This window comes from Legionella norrlandica (genome assembly GCF_000770585.1).
GTDB lineage: Bacteria > Pseudomonadota > Gammaproteobacteria > Legionellales > Legionellaceae > Legionella > Legionella norrlandica.
Genome location: NZ_JNCF01000001.1, coordinates 1 through 14,129, shown reverse-complemented (window position 1 = coordinate 14,129; position 14,129 = coordinate 1). Strand labels below are relative to the sequence as shown.

Sequence of the window (14,129 nt, the reverse complement as noted above, 5' to 3'; positions counted from 1 at the left end):
ATAGGAATCGCTAATTGTTCGCCAATATTCACCATTAACGAATGCGATATTCATTATAATAAATATCCTATGAACTAAACCATCGCTTAAATGCTAAACGTATCGAATCTTTAGTCCTTGTATAAAACCCACCAGCTTCTATCGTTTGAAGTGCATAAAGAGGTTTAGTAGATACAACGTTATTATCAAATTGCACAACTAAATCACCAATCTTATCACCTTTCTTAATTGGAGCTTGCAAGTAAGAAGGAATTTTAGTTGAGATATTGAGTCTTTGATATTGCCTGCGGGTACCGTAATAAATTGATCCTCTGTTAAACCAACAGTAATCTTATCTGCAGCACCTTTATAAAGAGGTAATTCAGCAATGGATTGCCCTGCCTTATATAATTGATGGGTTTCAAAAAAACGAAATCCATAATTTAGCAATTTTTCACTATCATCGGCACGAATAGATTCACTTGGTTCGCCTAAAACTACGGCTAATAAGCGCATATTATTACGTTTTGCAGAGGATACAAGACAATACCCTGCATCATTGGTATGACCAGTTTTTATGCCATCAACTTGGCTATCTCTCCACAATAAACGGTTTCGATTAGGTTGGCGTATTCCATTATAAGTAAACCATTTTTGTTTATACCATTCATAATATTGAGGAAAATCTAATATTAAAGACCGGCCTAGGATAGCTAGATCTTTGGCTGTTGTGTACAAATTAGGATCAGGCAATCCTGTGCTGTCTGTAAAGTGGCTATTCTTCATGCCCAAGTTTTGAGCTTGTTGGTTCATGATATCTGTAAAGGCATTTTCTGTTCCGCCAAGATGCTCTGCCATTGCAACACAGGCATCATTACCGGAGTCAACTATTATGCCTTTCAGGAGGTCTTCAACAGAGACTAGTTCGCCTTCTTTTATAAACATACGTGAACCACCTGTTTTCCAGGCATCACGGCTTACTCTGACTTTGTCTGTTAAATGAATTTGTTCATTCTGTAATGCATTAGAAATAACATACAAAGTCATCATTTTTGTTAAACTAGCTGGTGGCAGTTTTTCCTCACTGTTTTTTTCCGCTATTATTTTTCCACTATTAACGTCAATAAGAATATAAGCCTTTGCATTAAGTGCAGGAGCGGCAGGAGTTGTAAAAGGTTTAGTTGTTACTGTTGGAGAAGGTCTCTGTAAATCAGAGATAGGAGACTCTTCAGCCATTGAATTAGTAGTTTGCACAAACAAAGTAATAAAAAATAATAGCGTCAATAGGAAAGACGTTGCTCTTGTCATGATGTTACCTGATGTAGTTGCAAAATAAAGTTATCTTATCACAGCCTTTTGCACGCGAACAAATAGCATATTAAAAAATTGATATTTTTTTGGAGTTATTATTACTATTTGTGTGTATTAAATTTCAAAGTCTTGCCAGATGAAACAGGATACTTTAATGTCAATTTTTAATCATGCTTCGAAAAGTCCATTTTTTTGGTAATATTAGTTCACTAACAATAATAAAAAACACTACAAAATATGCGTAACATACTGATTATATTATCAATTTTTCTTGCAAGTTGCCAAACCACCCAGAATAAACCTGCCATTGCAATTAAAAAAACTTATTCTGCTTCAAATAAAAATTCAATTTATGATCGATACAAAAACAAAACTAATCGCTATACAATTGCACAAGATAGCGCTCCCAAGCGCCCTAAAAAGGTTAATTTTAAAGAGCCTGTACCGACAAAAGAACCATTAAGTAGATATGGCAATCCCGCTGAATATTACGTTGATGGACGAACCTATGAGGTCATGAGAAATTCCAGTGGATACAAAACTCGAGGAATTGCCTCTTGGTATGGAACAAAATTCCATAAGCAACGAACCTCAAGTGGTGAGCCTTATAACATGTATGTCATGACAGCTGCTCATAAAACCTTACCTTTACCTACTTACATAAAGGTAAGAAACCTTGAAAATGGTAAAGAAGCTATAGTAAAAGTGAATGATCGAGGGCCATTCCATGGTGATCGAGTCATAGATCTGTCCTATGCTGCGGCTTTAAAATTAGGGATTTTTCCTAAAGGAACGGCGCATGTTGAAATAGAAACCTTAATGGGGCCCGCGGGGCAAGCCCATTACTATTTACAAGCAGGCGCATTTTCAACAGAGTTCTCTGCAAAACGTTTAAAAGAGAAATTAGTTCATATTACTCCATCGCCAGTGTTCATTGAACATTATAAAGAGCATTATGTTGTTCGAGTAGGACCATTTGGGAATAAACAAATGGCGGATAGCCTTAAAGTAAAACTAGCCAACAATGGAATAAAGGGATCTTTCTCAGTACTGATTTAGCCGTGAGTAGTTTTTAAAGAATAATCATCCTAATATTCAATATTTAATGGCTAATTAATAGATTAATAGATAAAATTGATTTTATAATTCAATTTTACTCCCCCAAAATTATGAGGTATTCGGTCGATGCATGATGGCTCTGTATTTTATACCATATTTTTAATATTTGCTGGAGCTGCATTTTTTTCCACTTTGGTTTTGTATACGAGACAGTCCCTTCTGGTTGCGTATATACTCCTTGGTGCTATATTCGGCCCATGGGGACTAAAGCTTGTATCAGATGTCTCCGTCATCACACAAATAGGTGATATTGGAATAGTATTCTTATTGTTTTTATTAGGTTTGCATTTACAGCCGCAAAATTTGATACATATGTTAAAAAAGGTAACCTGGATTGCAATAGTCAGCTCTATTCTATTTGCTGCGCTTGCTTACGGGATAGGAATATGGTTCGGCCTCACTCAGACAGAATCTTTGATATTGGGTGGAGCCATGATGTTTTCCAGTACAATTATCGGATTAAAATTGCTGCCGACTACGATCCTGCACCATCAACACACTGGTGAGGTGATGATTAGTGTGCTCTTAATGCAAGACGTTATTGCAATTGTACTCCTCATACTGATTAACAGCGCTCATCAAGATGGCAATCTATCAATTAATGACTTCATATTCGTTATTATTGCATTACCTGTATTATGCCTGTTTTCCTTTGTACTTGAGCGGTACCTCCTGATTAAGTTGCTAGCTCGTTTTGATAGAACACAAGAATATGTTTTTTTACTCTCGATTGGATGGTGCTTAGGTATATCAGTTTTAGCACAAAAAATAGGATTATCCGAAGATATTGGTGCTTTTATAGCAGGTGTAGCTTTAGCCTCCAGCCCCATTTCATTATTTATTGCAGAAAGCTTAAAACCGCTAAGAGACTTTTTCCTTGTCATGTTTTTCTTTTCAATCGGGGCTACATTTAATTTTGAATTTGGAGCTCAAGTAGTAATACCTGCTGTCATCTTAGCGACTTTGATACTTATCATTAAGCCATTATTGTTCTATGTTCTCCTTGTACGATCAGGCGAAAAGAAACAGGTAGCTAAGGAAGTAGGAATACGTTTAGGGCAGGGAAGCGAATTTTCTTTACTCGTTGCAAGTATCGGTTTGAGCACTAAATTGATTTCAGAAGTCGCCTCTAATTTAATTCAGGCAACCACCATTTTAACTTTTATCGTTTCATCGTACCTTGTTGTATTAAAATATCCAACACCTATAGCTTTATCTGAAAAAATGCGTAAGGATTAATAGAATGAAATTATTGGTAATAGTATTGTGCTTGCTCAGTGAGCGGTTTTTAATCCATTCAATTTCTTATCAGCGATTTTTCTGGTTTAATGACTATTATCTATTTTTAAAGAAAACCATTGATAGAAACCAGTATTTTGCTAATCCATGGTTAGAATTAGCGGCTACCGTATTACCTATTATTCTTCTTGTATCACTTATTTATTTTTCTTTCGAAAGTATTTTTTTTGGTTTATTCGGGTTAGTTTTTAATCTTTTTGTTTTTTACTATTGCTTAGGGCCTCAGAATGCTTTTTATCCGATTATTGTAAAAAGCAATGATCAATCTGAAGTAGACTCTATTGGGGAATATTTTGCAGAAGTCAATAGCCAATTATTTGCAGTGATATTCTGGTATATCATTGCTGGGCCTATTGCTGTCTTAACTTATAGATTAACTACTTTATGTAAAGGTCTTAATTCGATTAATCCACAGGCCATACAAGTTGCTGAAATTCTTGAATGGATTCCAGCTAGAATAACGGCATTGCTTTTTTTATTAGTAGGAAATTTTCAACGCGGATTCAATTTATTCATTCACTACGCATTCGCTCACCCCAATTTGAATGATGAAATATTGAGTGAATGTGGATTGCAAGCTGTTCGTATCAATGATACCGATGAAGTACCTATGGTTGTTGCTGAAAACCTTGTAGAGCATGCCACTATAGTATTATTAGTTTTTATTGCATTATTTACATTAGTAGCCTGGCTGTAATGCTCTATTTCATATTAAATCAATATAGGACTTGGTTATGAACATTGTATTTCGCTTGTGTTTTTGCTTTGTAATAATAGGGCTTTCTGCTTGTACTACACTAAAGAACAAAATTACTCATCACAAAAGTTTGAATCAATGTCAGCAAATTTGTCTAGAACATTTAGAATACTGTAAACAAAATTGCACCAATAACTGTCGAAATTGTTCTTCTTCGGCAACTATTTCCGCCCAAAAAAATTATCTGAAATATCTTCATGAGATTGAAGTACGAGGGGGGTACATTACTCGTGGGTTGCAATCTTACCGTGATCCACTACAATGCCGCAAAGTAACTTGTAACTGTGCGGCTGATTTTAATGTATGTAATCAAGGTTGCACTGGCGTAATCCAAAAAAGATTGCTGCCAGTACCATACTGTTCTTAAAAATTATCGATTGTTGGGGAACTTTTTCATGGCAAATGAAACCAATTTAGATCTGGATCCAATAGAAACACGCGAATGGCTGGATGCCCTACAAGCCGTATTGATTAATGATGGTACTGATCGTGCCTCATTTCTTCTGCAGCAGCTCTTAAACAAGGCAAATGCTGAAGGGGTTAAATTAACAAGCTCAATTAACACTCCTTATAGAAATACTATAAAGCCCTATGAAGAGAAACAAATGCCTCCTGATGAAGGGATAGGAAAACGGATAAATGCTTTGATTCGTTGGAATGCTGTTGCTATGGTTCTTAGAGCGGGAAAATATGCAGCTGAGCTTGGCGGACATATTGCTTCCTATGCTTCTGCTTCTACATTATATGAAACTGGGTTTAATTATTTTTTTAAAGGCCCCCAAGGCCAAAATGGTGGAGATTTACTTTACATCCAGGGGCATTCTGCTCCAGGTATTTATGCCAGAGCATTTTTAGAAGGCAGATTAACTGAACAACAACTTGAAAAATTTAGACAAGAAGTAGAAGTCAATGGTTTATCTTCTTACCCTCACCCTTGGCTGATGAATGATTTTTGGCAGTTCCCCACTGTCTCCATGGGACTAGGGCCTTTGCAGGCTATCTATCAAGCTCGTTTTCTCAAGTACCTGGAAAATAGAGGGCTAGTCAAGGCAGAAGGTCGCAAGGTATGGGCTTTTTTAGGTGATGGTGAAATGGACGAACCTGAATCAGTAGGTGCCCTTAGCATTGCAGCAAGAGAAAAACTGGATAATCTTATTTTTGTAGTGAATTGCAATTTGCAAAGACTTGATGGGCCTGTACGTGGTAACGGTAAAATAATCCAGGAGCTTGAAGGGTTATTTCGTGGTGCTGGATGGAATGTCATCAAAGTCATATGGGGCGGACGTTGGGATCCCTTATTAGCTCGTGATAAGGAAGGGTGGCTGCAAAAAAGGATGGAAGAATGTCTGGATGGAGATTATCAATCTTATAAGGCCAATGACGGATCTTATGTAAGACAACACTTCTTTAATCAATATCCTGAGTTAAAGAAAATGGTCGAGAATATGTCCGATGAGGAAATCTGGCGCTTGAATCGTGGGGGCCATGATCCACAAAAAGTATATGCTGCTTATGCAAAAGCTGTCGAACATAAAGGAACACCCACAGTCATTCTTGCTAAAACCATTAAAGGCTATGGAATGGGAGCAGCAGGAGAGGGTCAAAATATTACTCATCAACAAAAAAAGATGACTATAGAGCAACTAAAAGCGTTCCGTGATCGTTTTAGTATTCCAATTAGTGACGATAAAATTGCTGATATTCCTTTTTATAAACCCGATGATGATAGTCCAGAGATCAAGTATATAAAAAAACAAAGGGAAGCTTTAGGTGGTTATTTACCTCATCGTTCTACTAAAGTAGACCCCTTAACCATACCCAATTTGGAAGAATTTTCTTCAGTTACCAAAGGATTAGGAGATCGAGAAATCTCAACTACTATGGCTTTTGTGCGAATTCTTTCAATCCTGCTTAAAAATAAGGAGATCAGTTCCAGAATAGTGCCCATAGTGCCAGATGAATGCAGAACATTTGGTATGGAGGGACTTTTTAGACAAATCGGAATATATTCTCCTGTAGGACAACTCTATACCCCGGTAGATCGTGAACAAGTAATGTATTATCGTGAAGCAGTTGATGGACAAATTCTCGAAGAAGGCATCAATGAAGCTGGAGCATTTTGTTCTTGGATTGCTGCAGCTACTTCCTATAGTTCTAATAAACTGGCGATGATTCCATTCTATATTTATTACTCTATGTTCGGTTTCCAACGGATAGGTGATTTGGCATGGGCTGCTGGGGATATGCAGGCCAGAGGCTTTTTGTTGGGAGGGACAGCAGGGCGTACAACATTAGCTGGCGAAGGGTTGCAGCATCAGGATGGGCATAGCCATATTCTTGCATCAACTATACCCAATTGCATTTCCTACGATCCTACTTATGCTTATGAACTAGCGGTTATTATCCAAAACGGTTTACATCGTATGTATGAGAAACAGGAAAATGTGTTCTATTACATCACGGTTATGAATGAAAATTACACTCATCCAGATATGCCTAAAGGAGTAGAAGAGGGAATTATCAAAGGCATGTATCTCTTAAAAGAACATAAGAAAAAATCAAAAACTCACGTTCAATTAATGGGTTGTGGAACTATTTTGCGCGAGGTTATAAAGGCTTCTCAGATTCTGGAAGAGGATTTTTCCATAACTTCGGATATCTGGAGTGTAACCAGTTTCAATGAATTACGTAGAGATGGCTTAGCAGTTGAGCGGTACAATAATATGCATCCTAAAAATAAAGCCAAAGAAAGCTATGTTACCTCCCAGTTGAAAGGACGCAGTGGCCCAGTGATAGCAGCGACGGATTATATGCGTATTTATGCTGATCAAATAAGATCTTTAGTACCTAATCGTTATGTCACATTAGGGACAGATGGCTATGGCAGAAGTGATACCCGTGAGCAATTGCGTCATTTCTTTGAAGTTGATGCAAAATTTATTGTTTTATCTGCACTAAATGCGCTTGTAGCTGAGGGAGTATTAGACAAATCAAAAGTGATTGATGCTATGAAACGGTACGATATAAATCCGGACAAATTAGATCCAGTGACCCATTAGTTAAACAAACAATTAAAGCAAAATATGGTTTCAGTTTAACTGAACGCTGAGGAAAAATATGACAAAAGAAAGTGAAATTAAAATTCCTGATATTGGTGGTGCTACTCAAGTTGATGTAATCGAGGTTTTAGTTAAGGAAGGGGATTCCATTGAAGTCGATACTCCCTTGGTTACCCTTGAATCTGAAAAAGCCAGTATGGATATTCCTTCCCCAATTGCTGGTACAGTAGAACAGATTCTTGTCAAAGTCGGTGACAAAGTATCTGAAGGTGATCTGATTATTAAAGCAAAATCAGATAACGATGAAAATACAAAAGAATCAGTGGAGCATAAACCTGTATCAGAAAAAAAGCCCTTACTAAAGAGCCAGGAAGAACAACCTGGCGAATCAAAAAAGGCAACATCAACAAATGAAACAAAGGACATTGAGGTATCAATTCCAGATATTGGTGGCGCTACCAATGTTGATGTCATAGATATTTTAGTCAAACCAGGTATGGAAATAGGGAAGGATCAGGCCTTAATTACCTTGGAAGGCGATAAAGCGACTATGGATATCCCTGCGCCCTATGCAGGTATAGTAAAAGAACTGAAAATAAAATTAGGGGATAAAGTATCTCAAGGTACTCCTATTTTAATTTTAGAAACAACAACAGAGTCGGGAAAAACCGAGAATAAAAAAGCCCCGGAAAAACCTGTCGAAGATCAAGCAGCAGAAGAATCGAAAGAAAAACTAAAATCTGAACAATTAACAACAAGTACTCTAGAAACAACAGAATCAGCAAGTGTTGTGATAGCAGCCGGTCCTGCAGTGAGACGAATGGCAAGAGAACTTGGTGTTGATTTATCCCAGGTTCAGGGGAGTGGGCGTAAGTCACGTATTACAAAAGAAGATCTTCAAGAGTATGTCAAAAAACGTCTAAGTGAAAAACCAGCAGCTGGGGGATTTAACCTGCCAACAAATCCTGTAATTGATTTTAGTAAATTTGGTGCTATTGAAACCAAACCATTAAATAAAATTAAAAAGCTTACAGGAGTGAACGTTCATCGCTCATGGGTAACTATTCCTCATGTTACTCAATTTGATGAAGCAGATATTACTGATTTGGAAGCTTTTAGAAAATCAGAATCTGAAAAAGTGAAGAATCAAGACTATAAATTAACCCTATTAGCTTTCGTTTGCAGTGTGGTCAGTAAAGCACTTCAGGTTTACCCACAGTTTAACTCATCATTAGATGTAACTGGAGATAATTTAATTTATAAGAAATATTGTAATATAGGTATAGCAGTAGACACTCCTAATGGCCTTGTAGTGCCTGTTATAAAAAATGTTGACAAATTAACTGTCGTTGATATTGCAAAGGAGATGTCTAGGTTAAGTACGAAAGCCCGTGAAAAAGGATTAACCCCTGCTGATATGTCAGGTGGTTGTTTTACAATTTCTAGCTTGGGTGGAATAGGTGGAACGGCATTTACTCCCATTGTGAATAGTCCCGAAGTGGCTATTTTAGGTTTGTCGAAGTCAATAATAAAACCCGTTTATGATAATAGAGAATTCAAGCCTAGATTAATGTTACCACTCTCTCTGTCTTATGATCACAGAGTAATTGATGGCGCTGAAGCCGCTCGATTTACCCGTTTCCTCTGTGATTGCTTAAGTGATATTAGAAGAGTTTTACTCTGAGAGTAATAGAAGCTCTCTACTTTGCTAGGTAACAAATAGATTGTAGGTTTGGTCATTGACCCAACAGAGAATATTGGATGGACTGCTGATGTTGGCTCAATAATCCTCAACCCGCAGGTTAAAAACATAATTTTTAAAAACGAGGCTTCAAATGGCTAATAAAATTAAAACTGAAGTAGTGGTACTAGGTAGTGGTCCTGGCGGCTATACAGCGGCTTTTAGAGCTGCTGATTTAGATAAAAAAGTGGTTCTAGTTGAACGCTTTGATTCACTTGGCGGTGTCTGTTTAAATGTTGGTTGTATCCCATCGAAAGCTCTATTGCATATTGCTAAAGTAGTAGATGAAGCTCACGAGATGTCTGATCAAGGTGTTTCGTTTGGTAAACCTAAATTGGATAGCACAAAATTAGTGGCCTGGAAAAACTCAGTGATTGCGAAGCTAACAGGTGGCCTAAAGGCTCTCGCTAAGCAAAGGAAAGTAGAAGTAGTAACAGGAACAGGTAAGTTTACAGGGGCCCACCAAATGGTTGTTGAAACGAAAGAAGGGCCTGTAGAAATTGAATTTGATAATGCCATCATTGCTGTAGGCTCAGAATCCATCAAGCTGCCATTCATACCAGAAGACAAGCGAATATTTAGTTCTACTGGCGCATTAGAACTGGCTGATATCAAAGGTGATTTACTCGTATTAGGTGGAGGTATTATTGGTCTGGAAATGGCAACGGTTTACTCTTCACTAGGAGTCAATGTAACAGTTGTTGAATTTATGGATCAATTAATTCCAAGTGCTGATACCGACTTAGTCAACATACTACAAAAACGAATGGCTAAAAAAGGTGTTAAATTTTTGTTAAAAACCAAGGTAACTGCTGTTGAAGCTAAAAAGGACGGTATTTATGTTTCTATGGAAGGAGAACATCCTACCGATAAGCCACTTTGCTTCCAGCAAGTGCTTGTTGCAGTAGGAAGAAAACCAAACGGCGGAACAATTGATGCAGAGAAGGCTGGGGTCAAAGTAGATGAGCGTGGTTTTATTCCAGTTGATAAGCAATTAAGAACAAATGTTTCTCATATCTTTGCTATTGGTGACGTGAACGGTCAACCTATGCTTGCCCACAAAGCTATTCCTGAGGGCAAAGTGGCTGCTGAAGTCATAGCAGGGAAAAAACATTATTTTGAGCCTAAATGCATCGCGAGCGTTGCTTACACAGATCCCGAATTAGCTTGGGCAGGCTTAACTGAAAAAGAAGCCAAAGCAAAAGGAATAAACTATGAAAAAGCAACATTCCCATGGGCTGCTAGCGGCCGTGCCCTTAGTATGGACGAGAAGAAGGAATGACTAAATTACTATTCTGTCCTGAGACTAATCGCATTTTGGGTGCCGGTATTGTTGGCGTGAATGCTGGTGATCTGATCTCTGAAGCGGCTTTGGCAATTGAAATGTGCTGTGATGTCGAAGATATTGCTCTTACTATTCATCCTCACCCAACACTTTCGGAAACTATTGCTCAATCAGCAGAAGCTTTTGAGGGTACGATTACCGATCTCTATTTACCCAAAAAAAAGAAAAAATAGTTTAGAATAGCCATAGCTGTTGACCTTTATTCTTGAGCACTAACCACGGAGCATGGTGTTTACGATGAAATGTCAACAGTTTTGTATAACCAGCTCATAACAAATAGATTGGGTTCCAAACCAAGGAAAAATATTTTATGTATATAATTAAAATATAGAGATGGTGGAGAATCATCTATCACTTTAATATGAGTTGTGTATTTACTAATATTTAATTCATTATCAATGATTTTATATGCTAAGCAATCGTTTCCCGGGAGTGTTGAATGATATTAAACATTCGTAGAATGAAAGATAGTGATATTGAAAATGTTTATTCTATTGAATCTAATGTTCACATCGCCCCATGGAGTAAAGATATACTAAGGGATTGCGTTCTTGTTGGTTACGATTGCAGGGTTCTTGAAATAAATAATGGTGATAGCGCAATCCTTGCTGGATACATTATCTCCAGAATAAGTAATAATTGTTGTCATATTTTAAATTTATGCATTGCCAAGCCATTGCAATCAAAAGGTTTAGGAAGAAAATTATTACAAACACTTTTATATTCCCTATCCCAATATACCCAGACTGAATCTGTGATTTTAGAAGTTAGACCAAGCAATAGTGCTGCATTGCATCTTTATGAGACGATGGGATTTGAAAGGATAGAAATTAAAAAAAATTATTATAAAGATAAAAGCAGTGTAGAAGACGCTATTCTCTTAAAAAAAATACTCCATCACTAAGATTGGGAATAGCTATTAACTATTTTTAGCAACATCATAAATAATCATCTTTGAATGAATATTGTGTAGGTGACGAGACCACATTGCAGTGCTCTCGTCCCATGATCGCATTTCACTCCAGAAAGTAAAAATTGAGTTTATGTCGAACTTTTCCCTCTTTTCCAGAAAAGAAAAGCCTGAAACTCAACAGCTTCCTGATTCATTAAATCAACTGCAAAATTAGAAAAGGAACTAATGTTGTCCTAAAATCGGGGCTATGTACACACACTAGGCTGATCCCCTTCATAAGATTGGCATTCATGAGAAAAAGAGAGAGTGGAACTAGAGTCCACTCTACAAGTGCCACTTAATAAACAATGTCAATACAAGAATGGAATCTTTCATTTGTATCCTGGTTTCTACCCCATTCTGCATATATCACATGGCGGCCGGAACGTTCTGGTACCTGACATGTCATATGAAATTTATTATTTATTTTATCTGCCCAAATAGTGTTTTTATCTTGTGGCGGGTTGTTGTCATCCCATGTGAATTCACAAAACGGTTCTGTTTCTAAATCGCTCCATTGTAATGGTTGATTTTCCTTAAATTGATAATCTGCCTTAGTAATCCAATAGCGAAAATGTTCTGTGTCACTAAAATGAGGGCCATAAGATATATCCCAAACAAACTCTTGTTCTCCTGAGGTTATTTTGTTGGTCGGCCAATTGATTGCAGCATCCCAAGGCGTTGCTCCACCCTTAAAGGCTTCACTATCATATCCACAGACATGTTGTGGTAAATTGTTATTTTGATAATAACCGCGAGTATGGCTTAAGACACTCATAAATTGGTAAACATCAAGATTATAAGTTCCGTCTTGTTTTGTCAAAATTGGACGACATGCTTCATAGGGCAATGTGTTACCTGGTTCTATATGATGCGGCTGAGTGACTTTACCGCAAAAATATTCTCGGGAACCTGGTTTTTCGATAAGGCCATGACTCTGAGCCGGCAATTGAAATAATATTAAAAAACACCCGACCACCCGCGAAATGATTCTATTAAAAAACATATTAATTCTCCTAATGAAGCAAATTTTTCCGAATTGTATCATAATGACCAATAAATAAACACTTAAATTAGTTCTTGTTTTAAACATTAAAAATAAGCAGTTAGTTGTTTTGAGCAGCTATGATTAAGCAAATAGGTAGAGATGTCATTTTTTATGACTGCATATAGGATAGATTATAGGGTCTTCTGACAATTGTTCCCTGGCGCCTATGCAAATAAGTCTCTAGGGAGCATCGCCATATACCCTAAAAATTTTTTGAAAAAACTTAAGTCAAGACTGTTTTTTCATTTTTTCTTTGCTATTATAGACGAAATTCCTCAAGAGTCCTCTTTATCCCATGTGTGGATAACTTTTTTATTTATCTTTTAATTATATATATCTAAATTCTATTAATATTTACCTTGCCCTGTGTTTATAAGGATAATGAGACTTTTCTTGTTTCGCTTGGAGTAGATGGTTATCCACAAAATCTGTGGATAACCTTGTGTATAGTATTGTGAATTCCTTGAATTAAAGAACAAATTAAAGTTGTCTCCATAGTAACCAAAAATTGATAGGACCTTGAGTTGATGTATGATGAACAAATCATAGAAAGAATAATTTAGGTCAGGTGGAAGATCTTAGAATTTTTTAAAGGAATTGAATTGAAGACTCTTGTTATAACGGGAATAAGCAGAGGAATAGGCTTTGAAATAGCCAAAACCTTTCTAGATAAAGGTTGGTTTGTCATTGGTACTTCAACAACAGGCTTTTCTCCTATTACCCATGAGCATTTGAAAGTATATAGGCTAAATCTAGCTAGCCCAGAACAAATTAATGACTTTGTGAAAAAACTACCTAAAATTGATGTATTAATTAATAATGCCGCAGTACTGCTAGAAGACTGGAATGAAGAAAAAATTGATATCTCCCAACTAAGGGAAACTTTTTCCATTAATCTATTTGGAACGGTTGAGTTGACAGAAAAATGTCTTTCTAAATTAAATAATAGAGCACAAATAGTTAACATATCATCAGGGTGGGGGGCATTCAGTTCTAATAATTCGCCATTTCAACCTCATTATAAAATGTCAAAAGCCAGTTTGAACATGTATACCAAATTACTTGCTGAAAGATTACCCCAAATTACTGTTTCTAGTTTTGATCCTGGTTGGGTTAAAACAGACATGGGAACAAAAAATGCTCCTAAACTTCCGGCAGAAACAGCGCAAGAAATTTATGAATTAATCACTAAGGAAAAGAAAAGTGGCTATTTTTGGCATGAGGGAAAAGTAAGGGATTGGTAGGAGATTAATTTTAAGTTATTCTGGAACTATGAAATAATAGAGCTCTTGCCTAATCTATAGATTTTGAATTAGTGCAAGCGGAGTTTACATGAAGTAAATGAGCACAGGAGAAATGCTTGCAACGAAGCAATAATACAAAAGATGCAGGTTAGGCAAGAGCTCTAATGAAACTCAATTGAAACTGACATCAAAGGAGTGAATATCAAGTGAATTTTAAGGCTACAAAATTGATATGGATGATAATAGGCTTTATAAGTTTGCTTTCAACGGTAACC

9 protein-coding genes and 2 pseudogenes are annotated in these 14,129 nt (G+C 36.8%); 9 read left to right on the top strand and 2 right to left on the bottom strand.

Features of this window, described 5'->3' with window-relative positions; all coding sequences use genetic code 11:
• Positions 1 to 67: 67 nt before the first annotated feature.
• Positions 68 to 1,287 (bottom strand): annotated as a pseudogene (locus OK13_RS00050) (D-alanyl-D-alanine carboxypeptidase family protein).
• A 240-nt stretch (positions 1,288 to 1,527) separates the two neighbouring features.
• Between OK13_RS00050 and OK13_RS00045 the strand changes: the two are divergent.
• The 8 genes and pseudogenes from OK13_RS00045 (at position 1,528) to rimI (ending at position 11,514) form a co-directional block, all read left to right on the top strand.
• Entirely contained in the window at positions 1,528 to 2,349 is an 822-nt protein-coding gene (locus OK13_RS00045) for a septal ring lytic transglycosylase RlpA family protein (protein WP_035886092.1), read from the top strand.
• A gap of 126 nt (positions 2,350 to 2,475) precedes the next feature.
• Complete coding sequence (locus OK13_RS00040; protein WP_035886091.1) at positions 2,476 to 3,648, top strand: cation:proton antiporter; 1,173 nt, start codon at positions 2,476 to 2,478, stop codon at positions 3,646 to 3,648.
• A gap of 4 nt (positions 3,649 to 3,652) precedes the next feature.
• Positions 3,653 to 4,405, top strand: coding sequence for a membrane protein (locus OK13_RS00035; protein ID WP_035886089.1), 753 nt, complete (start codon positions 3,653 to 3,655; stop codon positions 4,403 to 4,405).
• Positions 4,406 to 4,442: 37 nt separating this feature from the next.
• Positions 4,443 to 4,832: an acyltransferase gene (locus OK13_RS14025; protein ID WP_081964831.1), complete on the top strand. Its 390-nt coding sequence runs from the start codon at positions 4,443 to 4,445 to the stop codon at positions 4,830 to 4,832.
• 28 nt (positions 4,833 to 4,860) lie between these two features.
• Positions 4,861 to 7,524 carry a pyruvate dehydrogenase (acetyl-transferring), homodimeric type gene (aceE, locus tag OK13_RS00030; protein WP_035886086.1) on the top strand — a complete coding sequence of 888 codons (2,664 nt, stop codon included), beginning with the start codon at positions 4,861 to 4,863 and terminating at the stop codon, positions 7,522 to 7,524.
• Between the two features lie 58 nt (positions 7,525 to 7,582).
• Positions 7,583 to 9,208: a dihydrolipoyllysine-residue acetyltransferase gene (gene aceF / locus OK13_RS00025; protein WP_035886079.1), complete on the top strand. Its 1,626-nt coding sequence runs from the start codon at positions 7,583 to 7,585 to the stop codon at positions 9,206 to 9,208.
• A gap of 151 nt (positions 9,209 to 9,359) precedes the next feature.
• Positions 9,360 to 10,783: pseudogene (gene lpdA / locus OK13_RS00020) on the top strand (dihydrolipoyl dehydrogenase).
• A 266-nt stretch (positions 10,784 to 11,049) separates the two neighbouring features.
• Positions 11,050 to 11,514, top strand: a complete 465-nt coding sequence (gene rimI, locus OK13_RS00015; RefSeq protein ID WP_035886077.1) for a ribosomal protein S18-alanine N-acetyltransferase — start codon at positions 11,050 to 11,052, stop codon at positions 11,512 to 11,514.
• Positions 11,515 to 11,860: 346 nt separating this feature from the next.
• Here the strand turns inward: rimI and OK13_RS00010 are convergent, their stop codons facing one another.
• Positions 11,861 to 12,568: a lytic polysaccharide monooxygenase gene (locus OK13_RS00010; RefSeq protein ID WP_035886074.1), complete on the bottom strand. Its 708-nt coding sequence runs from the start codon at positions 12,566 to 12,568 to the stop codon at positions 11,861 to 11,863.
• A 644-nt stretch (positions 12,569 to 13,212) separates the two neighbouring features.
• Between OK13_RS00010 and OK13_RS00005 the strand changes: the two genes are divergently transcribed.
• Positions 13,213 to 13,854: an SDR family NAD(P)-dependent oxidoreductase gene (locus OK13_RS00005; protein WP_035886072.1), complete on the top strand. Its 642-nt coding sequence runs from the start codon at positions 13,213 to 13,215 to the stop codon at positions 13,852 to 13,854.
• Positions 13,855 to 14,129: the final 275 nt, after the last annotated feature.

What these genes read in the sequence shown, in the direction of transcription:
- OK13_RS00045 (WP_035886092.1), top strand. Translation starts at nt 1,528, where the DNA reads ATGCGTAACATACTGATTATATTATCAATTTTTCTTGCAAGTTGCCAA.
- OK13_RS14025 (WP_081964831.1), top strand. Translation starts at nt 4,443, where the DNA reads ATGAACATTGTATTTCGCTTGTGTTTTTGCTTTGTAATAATAGGGCTT.
- OK13_RS00010 (WP_035886074.1), bottom strand. Translation starts at nt 12,568, where the DNA reads ATGTTTTTTAATAGAATCATTTCGCGGGTGGTCGGGTGTTTTTTAATA.
- aceF (WP_035886079.1), top strand. Translation starts at nt 7,583, where the DNA reads ATGACAAAAGAAAGTGAAATTAAAATTCCTGATATTGGTGGTGCTACT.
- aceE (WP_035886086.1), top strand. Translation starts at nt 4,861, where the DNA reads ATGGCAAATGAAACCAATTTAGATCTGGATCCAATAGAAACACGCGAA.
- rimI (WP_035886077.1), top strand. Translation starts at nt 11,050, where the DNA reads ATGATATTAAACATTCGTAGAATGAAAGATAGTGATATTGAAAATGTT.
- OK13_RS00040 (WP_035886091.1), top strand. Translation starts at nt 2,476, where the DNA reads ATGCATGATGGCTCTGTATTTTATACCATATTTTTAATATTTGCTGGA.
- OK13_RS00035 (WP_035886089.1), top strand. Translation starts at nt 3,653, where the DNA reads ATGAAATTATTGGTAATAGTATTGTGCTTGCTCAGTGAGCGGTTTTTA.